General features: G+C 65.3%; 22 protein-coding genes and 1 pseudogene. 12 read left to right on the top strand and 11 right to left on the bottom strand.

The features are described from left to right. Positions 1 to 5 precede the first annotated feature (5 nt). Complete coding sequence (locus U0S50_RS02700) at positions 6 to 1757, bottom strand: fatty acyl-AMP ligase (protein ID WP_322307192.1); 1752 nt, start codon at positions 1755 to 1757, stop codon at positions 6 to 8. A 181-nt stretch (positions 1758 to 1938) separates the two neighbouring features. On the opposite strand from U0S50_RS02700, the gene U0S50_RS02695 reads away from it, so the two are divergent. The 4 genes and pseudogenes from U0S50_RS02695 to U0S50_RS02680 form a co-directional block, all read left to right on the top strand. After that, positions 1939 to 2502 (top strand): RecX family transcriptional regulator, encoded by a 564-nt coding sequence (locus U0S50_RS02695; RefSeq protein ID WP_322307191.1) that lies wholly within the window; start codon positions 1939 to 1941, stop codon positions 2500 to 2502. A 78-nt stretch (positions 2503 to 2580) separates the two neighbouring features. Then, positions 2581 to 3054 (top strand): DUF192 domain-containing protein, encoded by a 474-nt coding sequence (locus tag U0S50_RS02690; protein WP_322307190.1) that lies wholly within the window; start codon positions 2581 to 2583, stop codon positions 3052 to 3054. A 63-nt stretch (positions 3055 to 3117) separates the two neighbouring features. Continuing rightward, complete coding sequence (locus U0S50_RS02685) at positions 3118 to 3504, top strand: NADH:ubiquinone oxidoreductase subunit NDUFA12 (RefSeq protein ID WP_322307189.1); 387 nt, start codon at positions 3118 to 3120, stop codon at positions 3502 to 3504. 38 nt (positions 3505 to 3542) lie between these two features. Further along, positions 3543 to 3917: pseudogene (locus U0S50_RS02680) on the top strand (DUF2155 domain-containing protein); the annotation flags it as partial. Positions 3918 to 3952: 35 nt separating this feature from the next. Here U0S50_RS02680 and aat read toward each other — a convergent pair. Both aat and U0S50_RS02670 read right to left on the bottom strand, forming a co-directional pair. Then, complete coding sequence (aat, locus tag U0S50_RS02675) at positions 3953 to 4723, bottom strand: leucyl/phenylalanyl-tRNA--protein transferase (RefSeq protein WP_322307295.1); 771 nt, start codon at positions 4721 to 4723, stop codon at positions 3953 to 3955. Next, positions 4717 to 5550 carry a class I SAM-dependent methyltransferase gene (locus tag U0S50_RS02670; RefSeq protein ID WP_322307188.1) on the bottom strand — a complete coding sequence of 278 codons (834 nt, stop codon included), beginning with the start codon at positions 5548 to 5550 and terminating at the stop codon, positions 4717 to 4719. The genes aat and U0S50_RS02670 overlap by 7 nt, the downstream gene beginning before the upstream one ends. 80 nt (positions 5551 to 5630) lie before the next feature. Here U0S50_RS02670 and U0S50_RS02665 point away from each other — a divergent pair, with 80 nt between their 5' ends. Beyond that, positions 5631 to 5822, top strand: coding sequence for a hypothetical protein (locus tag U0S50_RS02665; RefSeq protein ID WP_322307187.1), 192 nt, complete (start codon positions 5631 to 5633; stop codon positions 5820 to 5822). A gap of 58 nt (positions 5823 to 5880) precedes the next feature. Here the strand turns inward: U0S50_RS02665 and U0S50_RS02660 are convergent, their stop codons facing one another. After that, positions 5881 to 7386 carry a CpaF family protein gene (locus U0S50_RS02660; protein WP_322307186.1) on the bottom strand — a complete coding sequence of 502 codons (1506 nt, stop codon included), beginning with the start codon at positions 7384 to 7386 and terminating at the stop codon, positions 5881 to 5883. Positions 7387 to 7530: 144 nt separating this feature from the next. On the opposite strand from U0S50_RS02660, the gene U0S50_RS02655 reads away from it, so the two are divergent. After that, positions 7531 to 8022, top strand: a complete 492-nt coding sequence (locus tag U0S50_RS02655) for a DUF6265 family protein (protein WP_322307185.1) — start codon at positions 7531 to 7533, stop codon at positions 8020 to 8022. A gap of 49 nt (positions 8023 to 8071) precedes the next feature. On the opposite strand, the gene U0S50_RS02650 is transcribed toward U0S50_RS02655, so the two are convergent. From U0S50_RS02650 to U0S50_RS02630, 5 genes are read right to left on the bottom strand one after another with little or no spacing between them, the layout of a single operon-like run. After that, on the bottom strand, positions 8072 to 8332 hold the full coding sequence (locus U0S50_RS02650; protein ID WP_322307184.1) for an ATP synthase F1 subunit epsilon: 261 nt from the start codon (positions 8330 to 8332) through the stop codon (positions 8072 to 8074). 47 nt (positions 8333 to 8379) lie between these two features. Further along, positions 8380 to 9909 carry a F0F1 ATP synthase subunit beta gene (atpD, locus tag U0S50_RS02645; RefSeq protein WP_322307183.1) on the bottom strand — a complete coding sequence of 510 codons (1530 nt, stop codon included), beginning with the start codon at positions 9907 to 9909 and terminating at the stop codon, positions 8380 to 8382. A gap of 24 nt (positions 9910 to 9933) precedes the next feature. Then, positions 9934 to 10809: a F0F1 ATP synthase subunit gamma gene (locus U0S50_RS02640; RefSeq protein ID WP_322307182.1), complete on the bottom strand. Its 876-nt coding sequence runs from the start codon at positions 10807 to 10809 to the stop codon at positions 9934 to 9936. 57 nt (positions 10810 to 10866) lie between these two features. After that, positions 10867 to 12396, bottom strand: coding sequence for a F0F1 ATP synthase subunit alpha (atpA, locus tag U0S50_RS02635; RefSeq protein ID WP_322307181.1), 1530 nt, complete (start codon positions 12394 to 12396; stop codon positions 10867 to 10869). Positions 12397 to 12399: 3 nt separating this feature from the next. Continuing rightward, positions 12400 to 12966 (bottom strand): F0F1 ATP synthase subunit delta, encoded by a 567-nt coding sequence (locus tag U0S50_RS02630; protein ID WP_322307180.1) that lies wholly within the window; start codon positions 12964 to 12966, stop codon positions 12400 to 12402. Positions 12967 to 13169: 203 nt separating this feature from the next. On the opposite strand from U0S50_RS02630, the gene U0S50_RS02625 reads away from it, so the two are divergent. The 3 genes from U0S50_RS02625 (at position 13170) to U0S50_RS02615 (ending at position 15369) form a co-directional block, all read left to right on the top strand. Next, entirely contained in the window at positions 13170 to 13847 is a 678-nt protein-coding gene (locus tag U0S50_RS02625; protein WP_322307179.1) for a dienelactone hydrolase family protein, read from the top strand. A gap of 63 nt (positions 13848 to 13910) precedes the next feature. Beyond that, positions 13911 to 14717, top strand: a complete 807-nt coding sequence (locus tag U0S50_RS02620; protein ID WP_322307178.1) for an alpha/beta hydrolase — start codon at positions 13911 to 13913, stop codon at positions 14715 to 14717. Between the two features lie 103 nt (positions 14718 to 14820). After that, the gene (locus tag U0S50_RS02615; RefSeq protein ID WP_322307177.1) at positions 14821 to 15369 is read left to right on the top strand and encodes a putative immunity protein; all 549 of its coding nucleotides are present in this window, start codon (positions 14821 to 14823) and stop codon (positions 15367 to 15369) included. Between the two features lie 42 nt (positions 15370 to 15411). Here the strand turns inward: U0S50_RS02615 and U0S50_RS02610 are convergent, their stop codons facing one another. Next, positions 15412 to 16944 (bottom strand): serine protease, encoded by a 1533-nt coding sequence (locus U0S50_RS02610; protein WP_322307176.1) that lies wholly within the window; start codon positions 16942 to 16944, stop codon positions 15412 to 15414. Positions 16945 to 17339: 395 nt separating this feature from the next. Here U0S50_RS02610 and U0S50_RS02605 point away from each other — a divergent pair, with 395 nt between their 5' ends. The 3 genes from U0S50_RS02605 to U0S50_RS02595 are packed head-to-tail and all read left to right on the top strand — an operon-like array spanning position 17340 to position 19660. Further along, a complete protein-coding gene (locus U0S50_RS02605) occupies positions 17340 to 17810 on the top strand; it encodes a DUF1203 domain-containing protein (protein WP_322307175.1) in 471 nt (156 codons plus the stop codon). Continuing rightward, positions 17807 to 18868 carry a bifunctional DNA-binding transcriptional regulator/O6-methylguanine-DNA methyltransferase Ada gene (gene ada, locus U0S50_RS02600; RefSeq protein ID WP_322307174.1) on the top strand — a complete coding sequence of 354 codons (1062 nt, stop codon included), beginning with the start codon at positions 17807 to 17809 and terminating at the stop codon, positions 18866 to 18868. The genes U0S50_RS02605 and ada overlap by 4 nt, the downstream gene beginning before the upstream one ends. A 33-nt stretch (positions 18869 to 18901) precedes the next feature. Then, positions 18902 to 19660, top strand: a complete 759-nt coding sequence (locus U0S50_RS02595; RefSeq protein WP_322307173.1) for an isocitrate lyase/phosphoenolpyruvate mutase family protein — start codon at positions 18902 to 18904, stop codon at positions 19658 to 19660. Between the two features lie 10 nt (positions 19661 to 19670). Here U0S50_RS02595 and U0S50_RS02590 read toward each other — a convergent pair whose 3' ends face one another. Continuing rightward, the gene (locus U0S50_RS02590) at positions 19671 to 21176 is read right to left on the bottom strand and encodes a hypothetical protein (RefSeq protein WP_322307172.1); all 1506 of its coding nucleotides are present in this window, start codon (positions 21174 to 21176) and stop codon (positions 19671 to 19673) included. Positions 21177 to 21247: the final 71 nt, after the last annotated feature.

The following is a 21247-nucleotide window of genomic DNA, read 5'->3' as shown; positions in this document are numbered from 1 at the left end:
CCGCGTCAGGCGGCAATCGCCAGCGGCTGGATTTCGCCTGCCAGATATTGCGCGCGCGCCTTTGACCGGCTGAGCTTGCCCGAACTGGTGCGCGGCAAGGTGCGCGGCGGGATCAGTTCGATCAGGCAGTTCATGCCCGTAATCGCACGGACGCGGTCGCGAATCGTGTCGCGCAGCGCGGCGCGCTCGGCATCGTCGCTGGTGCGGCACTGGACGAGCACCGCCGGGGTTTCCTCGCCGCCCGGCGTGGTGATCGCAAAGGCGGCAATGTCGCCCGATTTGAAGCCGGGCAGCTGTTCGACCGCCCATTCGATATCCTGCGGCCAATGATTCTTGCCGTTGATGATGATCATGTCCTTGGCGCGGCCGACGATATAGATGTAGCCGCCCGACAAATAACCCATGTCGCCGGTGTCGAGCCAGCCGTCCTTCATGCAGGCGTCGGTCGATGCAGGATCGCGGTAATATCCGGTCATCAGCGACGGACCGGTGCACCAGACCTTTCCGACCGTCTGGTCGGGCAGAAGATTGCCATCCTCGTCACGAACCTCGATCTTCATGTCCTTTACCGCGCGGCCGCAATTGACGATCGCCCGGTAACGGGTCGGCCTGTCCGCATCGCCTGCGGCGCCCGACAACTCGGTTTCCTCGACCAGTTCGACGATGATCCCTTCGCCCGGCGGCATGATGCTGACGGCCAGCGTCGCCTCTGCCAGGCCATAGCTGGGAAGGAAGGCGCTTGCCTTGAATCCGGCGTCGGCAAAGGCGTCGACGAAGCTTTGCATCACGTCGGGGCGGATCATGTCGGCGCCGTTGCCCGCGACGCGCCAGCGCGACAGGTCGAAGCGGTCGGCGACATGGCTCTGGCTGGAAATGCGGCGCGCGCAAATGTCATAGCCGAAGGTCGGCGAGTAGCTGAGCGTCGTGCCCTGATTGCGGCTGATCAGGTCGAGCCAGGCGAGCGGGCGACGGGCGAAATCCTCGGTTTTCAGATAATCCACCGATACCTGGTTGGCGACCGGCGACAGGAAGCAGCCGACAAGGCCCATGTCATGATACCAGGGAAGCCACGAAACGCAGCGGTCGCTGTCCTGCAACTCCATGCCATGGGCATGGGCGGCGAGATTGTTGAGCAGCGCGGCGTGGGTCACCGCGACGCCGTGGGGAAAGCGCGTCGAGCCGCTGCTGTATTGCAGGTAGCAGGTTTCGTCGCTTTTCTGTTCGGGAAGCGTCGCGACGGGGGACGGACGCGCGGCAAAGGCGGTCCAGTCCATCGGGGTCACATTCTGCGATTCGGCCGCTTCGCTCGCCATCGCGGCGATTTCGGGAGGAAAGAACAGCATGACGGGATCGCAGCTTTTGAGCTGGACCACGAGCTGGCCGACATAGGAATCGCGGCCGCCGAAGCTGGTCGGAAGCGGCAAGGGGACCGGCCAGGCGCCCGCATAGATGGTGCCGAAGAACAGCGCCGCGAACTCGGCGCCGGTTTCGGCGACCAGGGCGATGCGGTCGCCGGGCCTGATCCCGGCGGCCACTAGGCGATAGGCGGCGGCCAGCGCATCCTGTTTGAGCTCGGCATAGCTGTATGCGCGCACCAGCTTGCCGCGCGGATCATGAAAATTGAGCCCGCGGGTGCCGGCGGCGGCATAGTCGAGGGCCTCGCCAACGGTGGCGAAATCGGAAAAACGGCGCGGCTGGGCGCATTCGGTCGGCGTCGACACGAGCGTGTCGGCCGCGAGAGCAGGATTTTCGGTCATAAGCGGTGCTTGATCCCGGGAAATGGGACGCGCGGCAACAATCATGTCATCTTTCGGAGTCATGGTTCCCGTGTGCGATCCCTGAAATATTGGACAAATTGGCCCTTTTTCGGGCGTTGTCACCCGATATGGCTTTTCTGATCGTTCTCAATCAGGCCCGACTGTGGCACAAACATGGCATATGTCCAGCCGTCGCCCTCGATCCGACCGGTCTCCCAAGCCATTGGGCGCAGCGCGGCTCGATGAACTGGCGTTGGCCTATGTTGCGCGCTTTGCAACATCAAAAGCCAAGCTGGCGCGCTATCTTTCCCGCAAAATTGCCGAATCGCAATGGGTTGAAGATCGCGATCCTGCCGAAGTCTGCACAGCGCTGGCATTGAAGATGGAACGGCTGGGCTTCCTCGACGACCGCCAATATGCCGCGATGCGCGGCGGTGCGATGACGCGCCGGGGGCTGGGCGTGCGGCGCGTGAAAATGCAGTTGCGCGTCGATGGGATCGCCGAAGCCGACGCCGATGCGGCGATTGCGGCAGCGGAAGAATCGGCGACCGCTGCGGCGCTGGGTTTTGCCCGGCGGCGGCGTTTCGGCCCCTATGCCTCGGCCGCGTCCGACGATCCGGCCCAGCGCGAGCGCCAGGTGGCGGCTTTCGTCCGGGCGGGCCACGCCCCCGGTCTGGCGCGCCGAATCCTTGCCGTGGTGCCGGGCGACAGCGATGCGCTGGACGATCTGCTGGCGGCAGATTAGGGCAAGGCTGCCTGGCCCCGGGGCGTGTCGCCGGGGCCGGGGCGACCGGCATCATCGACCGGATATTGGGAGACCGCCATGCGTGCCATGTTCCTTGCCTTTTCGTTCGTGCTCGCCGCGCCGCTCGCGGCCTGTTCGGACCGGGCAGGCAGCGCGGACGAGCAGGCTGGCATGTTGCCGGTCACCATCCAGATGGCGGGACAGGTGCATCGCTTTGAGGTCGAAGTGGCGCGGAGCGCGGAGGAGCAGGCGCGAGGATTGATGTTCCGTACCGCGCTGCCGGTCGATGGAGGAATGCTCTTTCCTTTCGAAAAGCCGCGGATTGCAAGTTTCTGGATGAAGAACACGCTGATCCCGCTCGACATGATCTTCATCCGTGCCGACGGCAGCATCGACCGCATTGCCGAAAACACCATTCCCGAATCGCTCGAACCGGTGGCGAGCGGGGGAGAGGTCGCCGCGGTGCTCGAACTGGCTGGCGGCACCGTGACGCGGCTGAATGTCGATGAAAGCGCGACGGTGACGTGGAAAGATGGCCAAAGCGGGCGATAAAGGCCCCGGCGTTTCGGTTTGGCGCTTGCGAAGCCGGGCCCTCTGGCTGTAAACGCCACCGCCATGAGCATCCTGGGCAAGATTTTCACCTGGTGGGACGGCGCGACCGTCGGCACGCTGCTGAACAGCTGGAAAAACGGCGAGCTCGTCGGCGAGGACGGGCTGGGCAACCGTTATTATCGGGCGCGCAAGGGCGACCGCCGCTGGGTCATCTATAATGGTTCCAACGATGCGAGCCGCGTGCCGCCCGAATGGCATGGCTGGCTGCACCGCACCTTTGACGAGATGCCCGCCGACGTGCTGCCCGCGCCGCGCGCCTGGCAGGCCGAACCGACGCCGAACCTGACCGGCAGCACGGGGGCCTATCGCCCCGCCGGCGCGCTGGAACGCGGCGGACGCCGCGCGGCGGCGACCGGCGATTACGAAGCCTGGCGGCCGGGCGCCGAGTGAGCGCTCGCCTGTCGCGACCCTGGCCGGCGGCGCTGGCGATGCTGTTGTCGGCGGCGACGCTGGCGGCATGCGACCGGTCCGGCGGAGAAGCCGAAAAGGGCGCGCGCAAGGCGCCCGATATCGGCAAGTCCGAACGGGTTCCCGATGAAGTCGGCGGGATCGAGGGGGCAACCCCGATGGCCGACCGCGTCGCGGTCGTCGGCCTGCTGAACAAGCGCAACGGGCTGGTCCGCGATCTGGAGATGAAGCCCGGCGATTCGGCGCGCGTCGGCCGCGCGATTGTGCGTCTGCGCGCCTGCGAGACGACAGCACCGTGGGAAGATCCGCCCGAAACCGGGGCCTTTGTCCAGTTGACCGTTCAGGATCAGCGCGACGACAAATGGTATCGCGTCTTTTCGGGATGGCTGTTCAAGGAACGGCCCGACCGCAATGTGATCCAGCACCCGATCTATGACGTGTTCGTCAAAAGCTGTGCGATGACATATCCGGGCGGCGAACCCGTCGAGCGTTCGGCGCCCAAGGCCGCCGCGCCCAAGGCGTCGAGTGCGCCCCAGTCACCCGCCGCGAATGGCGGCGACACGCCAGCCGTCGCCGCGCCGAGCCCCGCTCCGGCTGCCCCATCGGCGCCGGCGGACAGCACCGAGTAAAGCCGGCCGAGATAATCGGCCTGGGGAATTTCGATCGCGCCCAGGCTTTCCAGATGCGGGGTGATGAACTGGCAGTCGAGCAATTGCCAGCCGCCGGCGATGAGCCGCGCGACGAGATGCGCGAGCGCGATCTTGGACGCATCGCGCGCGCGACTGACCATCGATTCACCGAAAAAGGCGCGGCCGAGCGAGACGCCGTAAAGGCCGCCCACCAGTTCGCCGTCCAGCCAGCATTCGACGCTGTGCGCGTGGCCAAGGCGGAACAATCGTTCATAGCTCGCCCGGATCACCGGATTGATCCAGGTCGTCGGCCGGTCGGGGGCCGATTCGGCGCATAGCGCCATCATGCGGGCAAAGGCGGTGTCGGTGGTGACGCGAAAAGGATCGCCGAGCAGCGTCTTTTTCAGGCTGCGCGACAGGTGAAAGCCGTCGAGCGGAAGGATGGCGCGCAGCCGCGGTTCGACCCAATGGACCGACGGGTCGTCCGCCCCGTCGGCCATCGGGAAAAGCCCCTGCGCATAGGCGCTCAAGAGCAGCGCGGGGTCGATGCTTTCCGGGTGTTTCGTCAGGATGCGGGCTTCACGAATTTCAGCGTCATGCGGTCCGATTCCCCGATCGCGAGATATTTTTCGCGATCCTTGTCGCCTTCGCGCAGAACCGGGGGAAGCGTCCAGACGCCCTTTTCATAATCGTGGGTGTCGCGCGGATTGGCGTTGATATCGCTTTCGGCGGCGAGCTTGAAGCCCGCGGCCTCGGCAAAGGCGACGACCGACGAGCGCTTCATATAGCCGCTCTTTTCCTCCATCGCCGAATCCATCCCCTCGGGCAGGCGATGTTCGACGACGCCGAGCACGCCGCCCGGCTTCAGCATCGCGAAAATCTGCTGGAAGGCATTCGCCGTATTGTCGGCGCCGCCGAAGCGCCAGTTGTGGACGTTGCGAAAGGTCAGCACGACATCGGCGCTACCGTCGGCCACCTTGGGATTGGTGCCGGCGTTCGGGAATTCGGCGAGCTGGATGCCGCCATAGACGTCGGCATTGGCCCCCTGCCATTCCTTGATGCGGTTGAGGCCGCGTTCCCAGGGCGCTGCAGCATACAGCGTGCCGCCGCCCGATTTGGCGAGCGGGGCAAGAATTTCAGTGTACCAGCCCCCGCCGGGCCACAGTTCGACGACGGTATCGCCGGGCTTGACGCCAAAGAAGGCAAGGGTTTCGGCCGGGTTGCGATATTTGTCGCGCGCGACATTGGCGGCGGTGCGGTTCGGCGCGGCCACGGCGGCGGCGATTGCCTGATGCGCCTTGTGCGCGTCGGCGCCATGGTGGGCGTGTGGGTCGGCCTGCGCGGCGGCGGAGCAGATGGTCAGGGCGGCGGCACTTGCAACCAGGAAAAACGGACGCATATCAAACCTCTCGACTGGGGGGCGGGCGGGTCGTACCGGCCCTGTTCTGGAGGCCGCATAGTGCGAAGGGAAGGGGCTGAATGCAAGTGTCCATGCTGACCGTCAGCCTCGGCGCCGCTGCGCTGTTCGGGATTGCGGAGATCGCCAACTGGCGCCGCAACAACCGGCGCGATGTCGACAAGGTCGGCTTCATGCCTTGGCGCGGCATCGCTTTGTGGTCGGCGGCTGCCGCGCTGCTGAGCGTTGCGCTGTGGTTACACCAGGGCGGCTAGCCGCGCGCCGGTCCTTCCCCGCCCGCGCGAAGCGGAAGGGTGGAAGGGGCGCAGGGGGTCAGAGGCACGCCTCGAGATAAGGCTGGTCAAAACCGTACTGGCGCGCCTTTTCCAGCGTATAGGGGCGCAGACCCATCGAGCGATATTCGCCGATAATCTTGCCGTCCTTGTCCTCGTCCTGATATTCGAACTTGAACAATTCCTGGGTGACGATGACGTCGCCTTCCATCCCGATGACTTCGGTGACGTTGGTGACGCGGCGCGAACCGTCCCGCAGGCGCTTGATCTGGACGATCAGGTCGACCGAATCGGCGATCTGTTTGGAGATCGCCTCCTTCGGAATCTTGATGTCGCCCATCAGCACCATATTTTCCATACGGCCGAGGCATTCGCGCGGGCTGTTCGAGTGGAGCGTACACATCGACCCGTCGTGACCGGTGTTCATCGCGGCGAGCAGGTCGAAACATTCGGAGCCGCGAACTTCGCCCATGATGATGCGGTCGGGGCGCATACGCAGCGCGTTCTTCACCAGATCGCCCATGTGGATCGCGCCATTGCCCTCAAGGTTCGCGGGGCGCGTTTCGAGCGGCAGCCAGTGCGGCTGTTGCAGCCGCAGTTCGGCGGCGTCCTCGATCGTCAGCACGCGCTCGCCCGGATCGATCATCTTGGAGAGGGCGTTGAGCATGGTCGTCTTACCCGAGCCCGTGCCGCCCGAGATGACGATGTTGAAGCGGCTGGCGCCCGCGATCTTCAGCGCGGTGCACATCTTCTGGCTCATCGCCCCCCACTGACACAGCATGTCGAGGGTGATCGGCTTGGCCGAGAATTTACGAATCGAGATCGCGGTACCGCGCAAGGACAGCGGCGGCACGATGACGTTGACGCGGCTGCCGTCCTTGAGGCGGGCGTCGGCCAGCGGGGTGGTCTGGTCGACGCGGCGGCCGACCTGGTTGCAGATGCGCTGCGCGATCTGGAACAGATGCTGTTCGTCGCGGAACTGGATCGGCGCGATGACCAACTGGCCCTTGCGCTCGACATAGGTCTGGTACGGGCCGTTGACCATGATGTCGGAAATATCGGGGTCGGCGAGCAGCTCCTCGAGCGGGCCAAAGCCGAGCAGTTCGTCGACCAGCACCTTTTCGAGCGCGAATTGTTCGCGGCGGTTCAAGGTGATGCGCAGTTCGGCGAGCACCTCGAGGATGATCGGGCGGAATTCCTCGGTCAGCTCGTCCTTGCTCAGCGTCGCGGCCGCCTCTGGATCGACGCGCTCGAGCAGGCGCGGCAGCACCTGTTCCTTGATCTTGTGGACGCTGGCTTCAAAGCCCTGAAGCTTCTCGGGCTCCATGGATTCGGCGGACGAGCGCTGGTTCAGCCGGTCCATCGCCTCGGTTTCGGGTGACATCGGCGTGTGGTTCGGCGCGGGATCGCTCGCGGGCGGCGGCGCAGGGGTGTCGATCGGCGGGAACTGCGCACCACCGGCCGAGCCAGGGCCGCCCTGCATCGGCTTCGCCACGCCAAAGGCGGGGCGTCCTGCGGTACCGGGTCGGCGTCCGAATGCGCTCATGATGCTGTCCTGCTTTCGAATTATATCCATGGGCGTATCGCAGCCGAAGCAGACGACCCCCCAATCAACAGGGTGAATAGATCGGAAACTTTGACATTCTCCTAATGCCCGCGCAGCATCTCCGGACAGACGGCATGGGGGAAGATGGCTATGCGGTTGATCCTGTTGGCTATGGCATTTGCGGTCGGCGCTCCGGCAGTCGTGCAGGACGAGGATCCGGAGCTGCCGGCGTGGATGGCGGGCTGCTGGGAAACGCGCCACGGCGCGCGCTGGGCCGAGGAATGCTGGACGGTGCCGCGCGGCGGCATGATGATCGGCAGCGGCCGGCGCGGGGAGGACGACCGGTTAAGCGAATGGGAAGTGATGCGGATTGCGCTTGCGGAACCCCATGGCGATGGCCCGGCCTTGCGCATGGCGTTCGTGGCGGCGCCGGGCGGTACCGGGTGGACGACGACCTTTGCCTGGTCGGCGGACGACAGCGACGGGGTGACGTTCACAAATATCGCGAACGATTACCCGCAGAGGGTGCGATACTGGCGCGACGGTCCGTATCTCAAGGCTCGCATATCGATGGCGGACGATAGCCGTCCGGTGGAATGGAGCTATGCGCCGATGGCGGCGGCGATTGAGCCATGAAAAAAGGGGGCCGCAGCCCCCTTTTGTTATTTGCCACATGTCGCCGGGCTCAGCCCGCAGTCACATGCTCCGCAAGGACGGTCAGGCCCGCTTCGCTGACTTCGGCAAATCCGCCTTCGACTTCGATCGTCTCGGGCTCGGCGCCCTGCGTCGCATAGACCGTCAGCGGACCGTTGCGCAGCGTCGCCATGAAAGGCGCGTGACCTTCGAGCACCGAGAAATCGCCCTCGCTGCCCGGCACGGTGACCATATAGACGTCGCTCGACCGCTCGAGGCGGGCGGGGGTGACGAGTTCGAACTTCAGAGCCATGATCTTCGTTCCTATAGTCCGCTCCCCCGAAGGGAAGCGGGCCATGATTACGCCGCGTCGGCGGCCAGCTTGGCGGCCTTGGCAACCGCTTCCTCGATGCCGCCGACCATGTAGAAGGCCGCTTCGGGGAGGTGGTCATATTCGCCGTCGACGACAGCCTTGAACGACTTCACCGTGTCTTCGATCGCGACGAACTTGCCGGGGATGCCGGTGAAGACTTCGGCGACGTGGAACGGCTGCGACAGGAAGCGCTGGATCTTGCGCGCGCGGGCGACGACCAGCTTATCTTCTTCCGACAGCTCGTCCATGCCGAGAATCGCGATGATGTCCTGCAGCGACTTGTACTTCTGCAGCGTTTCCTGAACGCGGCGGGCGGTTTCATAATGCTCCTGGCCGACGGTCGCGGCGGTCAGCACGCGCGAGGTCGAGTCGAGCGGATCGACCGCGGGGTAGATGCCGAGTTCCGAAATCGCGCGGCTCAGCGTCGTCGTCGCGTCCAAGTGGGCGAACGAGGTTGCGGGAGCCGGGTCGGTCAAGTCGTCGGCGGGAACGTAAATGGCCTGCACCGAGGTGATCGAGCCCTTGGTGGTCGAGGTGATGCGTTCCTGCAGCGCGCCCATGTCGGTCGACAGCGTCGGCTGATAACCCACGGCCGAGGGAATGCGGCCGAGCAGCGCCGACACTTCCGAACCCGCCTGGGTGAAGCGGAAGATGTTGTCGACGAAGAACAGAACGTCCTGGCCTTCCTGGTCGCGGAAATATTCGGCCATGGTCAGGCCCGACAGCGCCACACGGGCACGCGCGCCCGGGGGTTCGTTCATCTGGCCGAACACCAGCGCCACCTTCGACCCGTCGGGGGTCGGGTTGCCGTCGGCGTCCTTGGCGATAACGCCGGCGTCGAGGAATTCGTGATAAAGATCGTTGCCTTCGCGGGTGCGTTCACCGACGCCCGCGAACACCGACACGCCGCCGTGGCCCTTGGCGATGTTGTTGATCAGTTCCTGGATGAGAACGGTCTTGCCGACGCCGGCGCCGCCGAACAGGCCGATCTTGCCGCCCTTGGCATAAGGCGCGATCAGGTCGATGACCTTGATGCCGGTGACGAGGATCGCGGCTTCGGTCGACTGGTCGACGAATTCGGGAGCCTTGGCGTGGATCGGCGCGGCCATGTCGCTGTTCACCGGGCCGCGTTCGTCGATCGGGTCGCCGATGACGTTCAGGATGCGGCCGAGCGTCTGCGGGCCGACGGGAACCGAGATCTGCGCGCCGGTGTCGGTCACGGGCTGGCCGCGGGTCAGGCCGTCGGTCGCGTCCATCGCGATGGTGCGGACGGTGTTTTCGCCGAGGTGCTGCGCGACTTCGAGGACGAGGCGATTGCCGTTGTTGTCGGTTTCGAGCGCGTTCAAAATCGCGGGCAGCTCGCCGGTGAACTGGACGTCGACGACGGCGCCGATGACCTGTGCGACGCGACCCGTCGCGGTGCCGGTGGCCTTGGCCGCAGCGGCCTTCTTCGGCGCAGCAGCCTTGGGCGCGGCGGCCTTTTTGGCGGGAGCCTTCTTCTCGGGAGCGGTTGCCATTACTTTCTTCCTTGCTTGGATAGCTTAGAGCGCTTCCGCGCCTGCAATGATTTCAATGAGTTCGGTGGTGATCGCCGCCTGGCGCGTACGGTTGTAAACGATGGTCAGCTTGTTGATCAGGTCGCCTGCGTTGCGCGTCGCATTGTCCATCGCGGTCATCGACGCGCCCTGCTCGGACGCTGCGTTCTCAAGCAGGCCCTTGAAGATCTGGATGGTGACGTTGCGCGGCAGGAGGTCGGCGAGGATTTCCTCTTCGCCCGGCTCATATTCGACCGCGGCGCCGCTTGAGGCGGGAACGTCGGCGGGCGGCGGAACCGGGATCATCTGCTGGCCGGTCGCGATCTGGAGCAGCGCCGAACGGAACTTCGAATAGAAGAGATGCGCGACGTCGAACGCGCCGGCTTCGTAAAGCTCCATCAGCTTTGCCGAAATTTCGCTCGCCTGTTCGAAGCCGATGTCGCGGATGCCGGTCGTTTCATACTGCTCGATGATCTGGCCCGGGAACAGGCGTGCGATCACCGGGCGGCCCTTGCGGCCGACGAGGTAGAAGAGAACCTTCTTGCCCTCGGCCTGCAGCTCGAGCGCCTTGTCGCGCGCGGCCTTGACGATGTTCGAGTTGAACGCGCCGGCCAGGCCGCGGTCGCTGTTGAGCACGACGAGCAGGTGCGTATCGCTCTTGCCCGTACCCGAAAGCAGCTTCGGCGCCGAATCCGACGCGCCGACCTTCGACGCCAGGCTGGCGACGACGCCTTCGAGACGCTCGGCATAGGGACGCGCGGCTTCGGCCGCGGCCTGTGCCTTGCGCAGCTTGGCGGCGGCGACCATCTTCTTGGCCTTGGTGATCTTCTGGGTCGATTTGACCGAGACGATGCGCCCTTTGAGTTCCTTAAGCGATGCCATTACGGCCCCTCTTGTTCGTCAGCCCGGCGCGGGTGGCCGGGCTCACGGTAACTTGGCTTACGCGAAAATCTTGGCGAAGGCGTCGAGCGCCGCGACAAGGCCCTTCTTGGCGTCGTCGCCAAGGTCCTTGGTGTCGCGGATCGCCTTCAGCACGTCGGCATGATCGCTGCGCAGATAGGCGAGCATCGCGGCTTCGTAGCGCGACACGTCGGTGGTCGAGACATTGTCGAGATAGCCGTTGGTGCCGGCGAAGATCGACGCGGTCTGTTCCTCGAACGGCATCGGCTGGAACTGCGGCTGCTTCAAAAGCTGCGTCAGGCGCGCACCGCGGTTGAGCAGCTTCTGCGTCGATGCGTCGAGGTCCGAACCGAACTGCGCAAAGGCTTCCATTTCGCGATACTGCGCGAGCTCGAGCTTGATCGAGCCCGACACCTTCTTCATCGCCTTGGTCTGCGCGGCCGAGCCGACGCGGCTCACCGACAGGCCGACGTTGATCGCCGGACGGATACCCGCGTTGAACAGGTTGGTTTCGAGGAAGATCTGGCCGTCGGTGATCGAAATCACGTTGGTCGGGATGTACGCCGAAACGTCGCCCGCCTGGGTTTCGATGATCGGCAGCGCGGTGAGCGAGCCCGAGCCATTGTCTTCGTTCATCTTCGCGGCGCGCTCAAGCAGGCGGCTGTGGAGATAGAAAACGTCGCCGGGATAGGCTTCGCGGCCCGGCGGGCGGCGCAGCAACAGCGACATCTGGCGATAGGCGACGGCCTGCTTCGACAGATCGTCATAGACGATCACGGCGTGCATGCCATTGTCGCGGAAATATTCGCCCATGGTGCAGCCGGTGTAGGGCGCGAGGAACTGCAGCGGGGCAGGCTCCGACGCGGTCGCGGCGACGACGATCGAATATTCCATCGCGCCATTTTCTTCGAGCTGGCGGACGATCTGCGCGACGGTCGAGCGCTTCTGGCCGACGGCGACGTAGATGCAGTAAAGCTTCTTCGATTCATCGTCGCCGGCGTTCGCCTGCTTCTGGTTGATGAAGGTATCGATCGCGACGGCGGTCTTGCCGGTCTGGCGGTCGCCGATGATCAGTTCGCGCTGGCCGCGGCCGACCGGGACGAGGGCGTCGAGCGCCTTGAGGCCGGTCTGGACGGGTTCATGGACCGAGGTGCGCGGGATGATGCCCGGCGCCTTGACTTCGACGCGCATGCGCTTGTCGGCCTTGATCGGGCCCTTGCCGTCGATCGGGTTGCCGAGGCCGTCGACCACGCGGCCGAGCAGGCCCTTGCCGACCGGAACGTCGACGATGGTGCCGGTGCGCTTGACGGTGTCGCCTTCCTTGATCTCCGAGTCCGAGCCGAAGATCACGATGCCGACATTGTCGGCTTCGAGGTTGAGCGCCATGCCCTTCACGCCATTGGCGAATTCGACCATTTCACCGGCCTGGACATTGTCGAGGCCGTGGACGCGGGCGATGCCGTCGCCGACCGAGAGCACCGAACCGATTTCGCTGACCGTGGCGTCGGTCCCGAAATTGGCGATCTGGTCCTTGATGACCTTGCTGATTTCAGCGGCGCGGATTTCCATTGTTTAGCCTTTCATCGCCTGTGCGAAGCTATTGAGACGGGTACGGATGCTGCCGTCGATCAGCTGGCTGCCCAGCTGGACGACGAGGCCGCCGAGGATGGCGGGGTCGACGGTGGTCGCGATCTGGACATCGCGACCGACACGGGTTTTCAGATTGGCGGTGAGCGCCTTCAACTGCGCGGCGCTCAGCGGGTGGGCGCTCGTAACCTTGGCGGTGACTTCGCCGCGGTGCGCCGCGACGATCGCGTCAAAGGCGTCGATCATCGCGGGCAGGTCGGCCAGGCGACGATTCTCGGCGAGCACGCCCAGGAACTTGGCGGTCAGCGAATCGAGCTTCATCGTCTTTGCCACCGCCTCGACCGCCTTGGCGGCATCGGTGCGGCTCACGACCGGGCTTGCGACCAGGGCCGACAGGTCGGCCGATTCGGCAAGTGCCGCCTTCAATGTAGCGAGGCTCTTTTGAACGCTGTCGATCTGCTTCGATTCGCGAGCCAGGTCGAACAGCGCGCTGGCATAGCGGCCCGCGAGGCCTGCCGTGATGTTGCCCTGAATGCCGCCGGAATTCTCCACGCGCGAAAGTCCTTCTTTAACGATCCCGTGGGGGATGGGTCGCGCGGATTTGGTGGATATTCTGGGAATGCCCCCCGCACGAAGTCGCGGCGCGCCTAGCAACGATTCTGTTGCAATGCAAGGTGGGGGTGCGATTGCTTTTGCCCCCTCGTTCGGTAGGGACGGGCGCAGGTCAAAAATGAACCGCGAAGGAAGGGTGCGCGATGGGCCAGATGGTTCCAATGAGGATGGACGATGGCGCCGAAATCGCCGTCTATCATGCCGAGGCGACAGGCGAACGGCGCGGCGGGTTGGTGCTGGTGCAGGAGATTTTCGGGGTCACCGACCATATCCGCGAGCTTTGCGACGAATATGCCGCCGACGGATATGAGGTGCTGGCGCCCGCCCTGTTCGACCGCGAGCATCCGGGGTTCGAGAGCGATTATTCGGGGCCGCAGTTCGAGCGTGCGGTCGCGCTCGCGCGCGAGCTTCACCCGTTCGAGCAGAGCTTGAAGGACGCCCAGACGTGCATCGACGCGCTCAAGGGGCGCGGCCCCGTTTTCATCATCGGCTATTGCTATGGCGGGTCGGTCGCATGGCGGATGGCGCAGATCAGCCCCGATCTGGCGGCGGCGTCATCCTATTACGGCAGCCTGGTCCCGACACAGTTCAAGGACGAGGCGCCGCAATGCGCGACGATTGCCCATTTCGGCCGATTCGATGGCGGCATTCCGATGGAGGGTGTCGAGGCGCTGATCGCGCGCGACCATCCGACCGCGCAAGTCTTCGTCTATGAGGCGGGGCATGGCTTCAACAGCGACCGCCGCAAGGATTATCATGAGCCGAGCGAGGCGCTGGCACGCGAACGCACGCTGATGCTGTTCCGGGCGTGCGGCGGGTGAGCGCCCGGTCGCTCTCGCTCTGCGGCGCAGCGCGTGCCGACCAGACGGGCTGCGCATAGTCGCATGCGGTCCCTTGCGATTCAGGTGCTGATCGGGGCGCTTGTCGCGGTGCTCGTCGCGACACTGCTTCTTTACACCCAGCAGCGCCGCATCCTGTTTCCCGCGCCCGGCGATTATCCCACCGCGCCGCCGCCCGGTTATCGTCTGGTCCACACACGGACGGGCGACGGATTGCGGTTGTCCGCCTTTTACCGTGCGGCCGCCGAAGGAAAGAAGACGCTGGTCTTCTTTCACGGCAATGGCGACAATATGCTGGGCGCGATCGAGGCGACGCGCGGTCCTGCGGCGGCGGGCCATGGGGTGATGCTGGTCGAATATCGTGGCTATGCCGGCAATCCCGGCGTGCCCGGCGAAGCGGGCTTCTATCGCGACGGCGAAGCCGCGATGCGCTGGTTGGCGGCGGAAGGGATCGCGGCGCGCGACATTGTGGTGGTCGGAAATTCGATGGGGTCCGGGCCCGCCACCGAGGTGGCGACGCGCCACCGCGTCGCGGCGCTGATCCTGGTGTCGGGGTTTTCCAGCCTGCCCGACGTGGTGCGCAGCCATGTGCGTCTTGCCCCCCGCTGGCTGGTCCGTGATCGCTTCGACAATGCAGCAAAGCTGGCCGAGGTCGCGGCGCCGGTCTTTCTGCTGCATGGCGATGCCGATCGGGTCGTCCCGTCGTCCAACCTTCGCCGCTTGCAACAGGCGCGTCCCGATGCGACCGCGCTGCTGGTGCCGGGCGCGGGGCATGAACTGGTCTATACCGCCGCGGGGCAGGCGGTGCTGGCGCGCTGGGTCGATGCGGTTGCGCCCGAAAGTGCCGGGTAGGCGTTTTGAGGGTGTTCATCCCATCCGGATTCGGAGGCTTGGGCGTGGCGGCGCGTATCGGGCGTATCGAAACGCCAGGGGTTGAGGTTGCGGAGAGAGCGGTATGACGAGATCGATACAGACGCTGAGCGAAGCCGACCGGCGGCTGGTCGCCGAATGGAGCGCGGCCTGCGCCGAACGGGTGCTGGGGCTGTTCGAGGGCGAGCACCCCGGCGATGACCGTCCCCGCGCCGCGATCGGGCGGGCAAGGGGGTTCGCGCGGGGCGAACGCGACACCGCATCGGAAATCCGCGGCCGCTTTGGCGGTGGCAGTGCCGTGCGCGATGCCCGATCACCCGCCGCCGCAGCAGCAGCCAGGGCGGCGGGGCAGGCTTCGGCGGTTTGCCATATGGGGGCGCATGCCCTGGGGGCCGCGGCCTATGCCGTCGAGGCCGCGAGCCTGTCGGCGCCCGACCGGCCGGAGGCGGCCGAACAGGAAATCGCGTGGCAGATGGTCCATATGTCCGATGCGGTGCGGGCCGCGCTTCGTTCGCTGCCGCCGCTCGGCGAGAATCGCTCCGGCCCTCTGGGCCCCGGCCTTTTGGCGTCGGGCCGAATCGGCGAGATCATAAGGCGGATACAGGCCGGCCTTTGCGACACGGAGCGGGATTGAATTCTCCCCGGCTCCCATCGGCCGGGGCTTCGGGATGGGCGGTCAGGGCGCCTTGGCCACCTTCTGGCATTGATAGACCAGCCGCTCGTTCGGGCTGGTCGGCAGCGTGCTGCGGATCGCGTCCTGCTGCGCGCCAAGCGCTGCCAGCGCCTCGCTGTCGGCCTTGCATCCCTTGATGTTGGTGCCGGCGCGGGTTTCGCGGGCGCGGGTCATGGTCTCGGCGTCGAGCAGATAGCGTTCGACGCGATATTCCTTTGCCGCGGCATCGAAGGAGGCGACGGTCACGGTCGCTTCTTCATTGGGCACCAGAATACGCTGCCACCGGCCATCGGGACCCTGCGCATATTGCGTGCGGTCGTTGACGCAGCCCCTGGCGTCGATGGCGACGGGGACGTCGGTGGTCGACGACACGGTGATGCGGCTGCGGTCGGGCTGGATGGTGCAGACGAAATTGCCCTCGGCCAGCGGCGGGCCGACATCGGCCCTGCTGCCCGGCACCGCAGCATCGTCGGGGACGTCGGCGTGGGCGTCGGGGCGTGTGACGAAGAGGATCGCCGCGCCGACCATCAGCACAGCCCCCGCGCCGCCCGCCATCTTTGCGTTGCGTATATTCTTTTGCCCGTAAAAGAGCAGGCCTGCTCCGGCGGCGAGCGCGCCGATCACGAACAGTACCCCGGCCAATGCGATGCGGTTTTCGCGTGCGGCGAGCGCTTCTTCCGAGGCTTTCGCCAGCTTGAGGTCGCGTTCGAGCTTTGCCGCGGCTTCGCGGGCGGCGTTGGCCTTTGCTTCGGCGCGGGCGGCGGCATCGAGCGTCGCGCGGTCGCGTGCATCGGCTTCGGCCATGGACAGGCACGCGGTTCCGACGCTTGTATATTGCTGGCCCGCATCGGCCAGAAAACGAGCCAGTTCGCGTACCGATATGGCAAAGGCGAAGGGCGAGTCGCCGTCGTCGGCGCGGGTGATCGCGGTGTTGATCCCGACGACGCGGCCGCATTGATCGACGAGCGGACCGCCCGAATTGCCGCGCGAAATCTTTGCCGTGTGGACCAGCATCGCAACTCCGTCGACCGATTGCAGGTTCGACATATTGCCTTCGCTGCGGACGGGGGTGCGCGGGGTGATGTAATCGGCGGCGCTGCGTGCGGTCGCGAGATCGACGTTGCCGGGATAGCCGAGCGCCACGACATCGGTGCCGGCGTCGAGCGGCCCCGAATAGATGGCGCCGGCGGGCAGGCGGCCTTCGCCGATTTCGATCAGCGCCAGATCGCGCGCGGTGTCGATCGCGATCAGTCGCGCCGGATAGCTTTTCTGCCCTTCCGACGGGACGACGCCCAGGGCGACATTGTTCGGATATTTGACCGCCGATTCGACGACATGCGCATTGGTGACGATGCGCGTCGGGGAAATCGCGATGCCGCTGCCATGGCCAAAGCCGACCACTTCGCCCTCCATCATTGCGACGGTGACGACGCGCACGACGCTGCGCGACACGGCGCTGATATCGTCGGCGGCGCGGGCGGGAATCGTGATGGTGGCGGTCAGCAGGGCGAGCAGCAGGGCGAGAATACGGATCATGGCGGCGACCCTAGCCGCTGGGCGGGTGAAGGCAAGGGGCGGCGGGGAAGTTACAGCTATGGGCTCCACATCACCGCCCATGCCCCGGCGCTGCCCGCGAGGATGACAAGTCCCGCGATCACCAGCAAGGCCGCGACCCAGGCTTTGGCCCGGGCGTTGCGGCATGTCCGAGCGCCGCGGTGCCGTGGATGGAGCGGGCCGGTTCGAGGGGGAGGCGTCGATCGTCGCCATGGCATGTTTCCCGACTTCACCGGGAAAGTGCCGCAAGAAATTCAGTGATGCAATGTTGTAGAACGGCAATGCAGTGGATTCAGAGGCTTTTGAACGCAAGCATCGGGACGCGGAAGCTGCCGCCGCATGGCAAACATGGGTCATCGGACCGGAAAGGATGAACTATGACCTATGTGATTCAGGGGCTGTCGCCCGACATTTTTGCACCGCTGTTCGATCTCGACGATGCGGGGCTGGCGGCGCATCATGCCCGGTGCGTCACGGCCACCGCCGATCGCGGCTTTCCGTGCCGGGTCAGCCTTTGCGACGCGAAGGCGGGCGAGGCGTTGATCCTGTTGCACCATGTGAGCCACGATGTCGCGACGCCCTATCGCAGCGCCTATGCCATCTATGTCCGCTCGGGTGCCGAGAGCGCCACCTTTGTCGATGAAATGCCGCCGGTGTTCGAAGGGCGCTGGTTCGCACTGCGCGCCTTTGATACGGAGGGAATGCTGCAGACCGCGCGGCTGGCGGGGCCGGGCGAAGCCGATGCCGCGATCCGCGACCTGTTCGCCGACGACCGCATTTCCTATATCGATGCCCATAATGCCGCGCATGGCTGTTTCGCGGCGCGGGTGACGAGGACCGGAGAATGACGAGCCTGTCCATGACCGACGATGAATGCTGGGCTGCGGTTCGCCGCCGTGACAAGGGCTTTGACGGGCGCTTTGTGACGGGGGTGCTGACCACCGGCATCTATTGCCGACCGAGCTGCGCGGCGCGGCATCCGCTGCGCGAAAATGTGCGCTTCTTCGCCGACGGCGAGGGCGCGCGCGCAACGGGGCTTCGCCCGTGCAAGCGCTGTCTGCCCGACGATGTCGCGCGTGACGAAGGCGCGGTGATTGCGGCGATCCAGGCGATCAAGGCGAGCGAGGAGCCGCTGGCACTCGCCGATCTGGCGCGCCGCACCGGTTATTCGGCCACCCATTTCCAGCGCGTCTTTACCCGCCACACCGGCCTGTCGCCCGCCGCCTATGCCCGCGCGCTGCGCGAGGAGCGTGCGCGCGCGGCGCTGAGCGAGGGGGCGAGGGTGACCGACGCCATTTACGACGCGGGCTTTTCGGGGTCGTCGCGCTTTTACGAGAATATGGAGGGGCGCATGGGAATGACCGCTTCGGCGTGGGTGAACGGTGGCAGGGGCGTGACGATCCACTGGGCGGTGGTGCCGACCAGCCTTGGCGACATGCTCGTCGCCGCGACCGGGAAGGGGGTCTGCCGCCTGAGCTTCGACGAAGGGCGCGCGGCGCTTGAGGACCGTTTCCCGGCCGCCGACCTGGTCGAGGGCGGTGCCGATTTCGAAGCGCTGTTGAAACAGGTGGTCGATGCGGTCGAGGCACCGGTGAACGGTTTTGACCATATCCCGATCGATGTGAAGGGCACCGCCTTTCAGGAAGCGGTGTGGCGCGAACTGCGGAAAATCCCGGCGGGCGAGACGCGCAGCTATGCCGATATCGCCGCCGCGATCGGCAAGCCGGGGGCGGTGCGCGCGGCGGGCAGCGCCAATGGCGCCAACAATGTCGCGGTGCTGATCCCCTGCCACCGCGTCGTGCGCAGCGACGGATCGCTCGGCGGCTATGCCTATGGCCTGCCGATCAAGGACGAGCTGCTGCGCCGCGAAAAGGCGCCGGGCCAGCGCCGTTTCGATGAATTTTGACCGGTGGCGGCCGGGATGGAAGAGGAGAATGAAATGAAGGATCAAACTCGCGCCTTTGCGGCGCTGCATATCCCCGGCGATCCGCTGATCCTCGTCAACATCTGGGATGCGGGGAGCGCGCGGGCGGTCGCGGCGGCGGGCGCCAAGGCGATCGCAACCGGAAGCTATGGCGTCGCCGAGGCGCAGGGGCGCAGCGATGGCGAGGATTTCCCGCTTTCCGATGTGCTCGCCAACCTGGCGCGGATTCTGGCCGTGACCGATTTGCCGGTCTCGATCGACATGGAGTCGGGCTATGGTGCCGATCCCGCCGCCGTGGGGGCCTCGGTCGCCCTGGCCTATGCGGCGGGTGCGGCCGGGATCAATATGGAAGACCGGATGCCGGGGGGCGATGTGCTGCTGCCGCTTGCCGAGGCGCAGGCGCGCTACCGCGCCGCTGCCGATACCGGCATCTTCGTCAATGCGCGCTGCGACATGTTCCGTGGCCGCGACGCCGCGACAGAGGGCGATGCGCTGGTCGCCGCGACGCTCGAACGGGCACGCGCCTATGCCGATGCGGGGGCAGGGTCGCTGTTCGTCCCGTTCTTGCGCGATGCGCGCTGTATCGGCGCGATCTGTGACGCATCGCCGCTGCCGGTCAATATCTTGCGTGGCCGCGACGGGCCGACGCACAAGCAACTCGCCGCATTGGGTGTTGCGCGGATCAGCCACGGTCATCAGCCCTGGGCGGCGGCGATGGCGTGGCTGACCGGGCAAGCGGAAAAGGTGCTGGACGGCGGCGAGCCCGACTATTGAGGGGACGGGATCATTCGGATTCCGCTTCGGCGGAAGCCGCGGCCTTCGCTCTGGCCGTTTTCTTCGCCATCGCGCGCATTTGCTCGATCTGATCGAGCAAGGCTTCGCCGCTTCCATTGTCGTGGGGGTCGAAAGCCAGAACCTTGGCAAGCTCGATCGCCTGGTCGAATTTTTTCTGGTCGGCCAGGGCCTGGATCTGGAGAATCCGGACACTGGGACTTTCGCGCGCGATGTCAAAGGCACGGGCCAATCCGTCGAAGGCGATAGCCGGCGGTTCGATTCCCTGGGCAAGGAAGCTGGTGAAATAGATATACAATGGCCACGGACTGTTCGGGTCGGTGCGATTGGCGAGGATCACCGGTTTGCGCGCGGCGTTCCAGGCCGCAGCGTCGGTGCCGCCCTTGTCATCCAGTTCCTTGATCAGCAATCGGCTGAGAAGGACATTGGCGTGGACATGCTTGGGCTCGATCGCAAGGGTGCGGTCGAGCGCGGTCCGTACGGCGGCGAGATCCCGTACGTCCTCGTCCATGTCCCACTCGACGGCTGCTGTTTCGAACCAGATGCTGGCGTCGGTGGAATGGGTGGCCGAGAGTTTCCGAAGGTCGTCGCGAATCTTGCTCCGTTGCTCATCGTCCTGTGCCGCCTTTCGCCGCAGATGAAGCGGAAGGACAGCATCTTCGGCCGGTGACAGCGCCCGGATGGTGATCGATCCGCTGATCGGGATCGGTGTCGCCGTCAACCGGTAGGACATGGGTTTCGTCATGTAGCGATTCAAATCCTTGTCGAGTTCGGCAAGGTCGCCAAAGGCGTCGGCCGCCGCCTTTTTGCTGTCGTCCCCCTTGTTCAGCGCCTCCATATAGGTGGCGAGCTGGCCGCTTCGTCCGGGGTGGTAGTAGAGCATGTGGGTGAGCAGCCAGGCGCGCCCATAATATACGTCCATCTGTCCCGAATTGCGCATGGCGCCAGGCCGCTGGAACAGCAATGTCTCGGCGGGAACCTTGGGTAGGTTGAGCAGTCCATAGGCGCGGGCATAGGCCGGCATCCCGATTTTGGCCTGTCCGGTCTTCGTATAGTCGGTGGTCGAATAATATTCGGCGAAACCTTCGACGAACCACGCCGGAAAAGCGGCGGACAAATAACGCCGCATGAAATGATGGGTATATTCATGGAACAGCGTTTGTTGCGCCTGCGATGTGCCCTTTACCGTGTGGCTTTCGCGGTTGGAAACGGCGTAGGTTCCTTCGAGCGACGGGCTGTAGAAACCGGCGATCGACGGGCCGAGGGTGCGCGGTGACAGTTTGTGGACGTCGGTCGAACGGGGCAAAAGGAAAATCGTCAGCCTGTTGGGCTCCAGCCCCGATCCGATACCGAACCGCGTACGCAGGGTCGCGTCGAAGCGCTGGAGAAGTTCAGAGAATTCACGCAGCGATTTTTCCGAACCTTCGCTATAGATGATGAAATTGTCGGTATCGGCGCGGAGCCATTTGGCGTCGGCGGGTTGCGGCAATGCAGTCATTGCTACAATAGCTGCAAAAATCCCAATTTTACGCATCTTTCCCCCGGATATACTTATCTATCCATCGTGCC

Origin of the sequence: Sphingopyxis sp. (assembly GCF_034380315.1) — a bacterium.
Taxonomy (GTDB): Bacteria; Pseudomonadota; Alphaproteobacteria; order Sphingomonadales; family Sphingomonadaceae; genus Sphingopyxis.
The sequence above is the reverse complement of the archived record's forward strand: the minus strand, read 5'-3'. Positions and strand labels throughout refer to the sequence as shown.

Excerpts from the sequence above, each read along its gene's own strand:
- U0S50_RS02700 (WP_322307192.1), bottom strand. The coding sequence starts at position 1,757 with ATGACCGAAAATCCTGCTCTCGCGGCCGACACGCTCGTGTCGACGCCG.
- U0S50_RS02695 (WP_322307191.1), top strand. The coding sequence starts at position 1,939 with ATGTCCAGCCGTCGCCCTCGATCCGACCGGTCTCCCAAGCCATTGGGC.
- U0S50_RS02690 (WP_322307190.1), top strand. The coding sequence starts at position 2,581 with ATGCGTGCCATGTTCCTTGCCTTTTCGTTCGTGCTCGCCGCGCCGCTC.
- U0S50_RS02685 (WP_322307189.1), top strand. The coding sequence starts at position 3,118 with ATGAGCATCCTGGGCAAGATTTTCACCTGGTGGGACGGCGCGACCGTC.
- U0S50_RS02670 (WP_322307188.1), bottom strand. The coding sequence starts at position 5,550 with ATGCGTCCGTTTTTCCTGGTTGCAAGTGCCGCCGCCCTGACCATCTGC.
- U0S50_RS02665 (WP_322307187.1), top strand. The coding sequence starts at position 5,631 with ATGCAAGTGTCCATGCTGACCGTCAGCCTCGGCGCCGCTGCGCTGTTC.
- U0S50_RS02660 (WP_322307186.1), bottom strand. The coding sequence starts at position 7,386 with ATGAGCGCATTCGGACGCCGACCCGGTACCGCAGGACGCCCCGCCTTT.
- U0S50_RS02655 (WP_322307185.1), top strand. The coding sequence starts at position 7,531 with ATGGCTATGCGGTTGATCCTGTTGGCTATGGCATTTGCGGTCGGCGCT.
- U0S50_RS02650 (WP_322307184.1), bottom strand. The coding sequence starts at position 8,332 with ATGGCTCTGAAGTTCGAACTCGTCACCCCCGCCCGCCTCGAGCGGTCG.
- atpD (WP_322307183.1), bottom strand. The coding sequence starts at position 9,909 with ATGGCAACCGCTCCCGAGAAGAAGGCTCCCGCCAAAAAGGCCGCCGCG.
- U0S50_RS02640 (WP_322307182.1), bottom strand. The coding sequence starts at position 10,809 with ATGGCATCGCTTAAGGAACTCAAAGGGCGCATCGTCTCGGTCAAATCG.
- atpA (WP_322307181.1), bottom strand. The coding sequence starts at position 12,396 with ATGGAAATCCGCGCCGCTGAAATCAGCAAGGTCATCAAGGACCAGATC.
- U0S50_RS02625 (WP_322307179.1), top strand. The coding sequence starts at position 13,170 with ATGGGCCAGATGGTTCCAATGAGGATGGACGATGGCGCCGAAATCGCC.
- U0S50_RS02620 (WP_322307178.1), top strand. The coding sequence starts at position 13,911 with ATGCGGTCCCTTGCGATTCAGGTGCTGATCGGGGCGCTTGTCGCGGTG.
- U0S50_RS02615 (WP_322307177.1), top strand. The coding sequence starts at position 14,821 with ATGACGAGATCGATACAGACGCTGAGCGAAGCCGACCGGCGGCTGGTC.
- U0S50_RS02610 (WP_322307176.1), bottom strand. The coding sequence starts at position 16,944 with ATGATCCGTATTCTCGCCCTGCTGCTCGCCCTGCTGACCGCCACCATC.
- U0S50_RS02605 (WP_322307175.1), top strand. The coding sequence starts at position 17,340 with ATGACCTATGTGATTCAGGGGCTGTCGCCCGACATTTTTGCACCGCTG.
- ada (WP_322307174.1), top strand. The coding sequence starts at position 17,807 with ATGACGAGCCTGTCCATGACCGACGATGAATGCTGGGCTGCGGTTCGC.
- U0S50_RS02595 (WP_322307173.1), top strand. The coding sequence starts at position 18,902 with ATGAAGGATCAAACTCGCGCCTTTGCGGCGCTGCATATCCCCGGCGAT.
- U0S50_RS02590 (WP_322307172.1), bottom strand. The coding sequence starts at position 21,176 with ATGACTGCATTGCCGCAACCCGCCGACGCCAAATGGCTCCGCGCCGAT.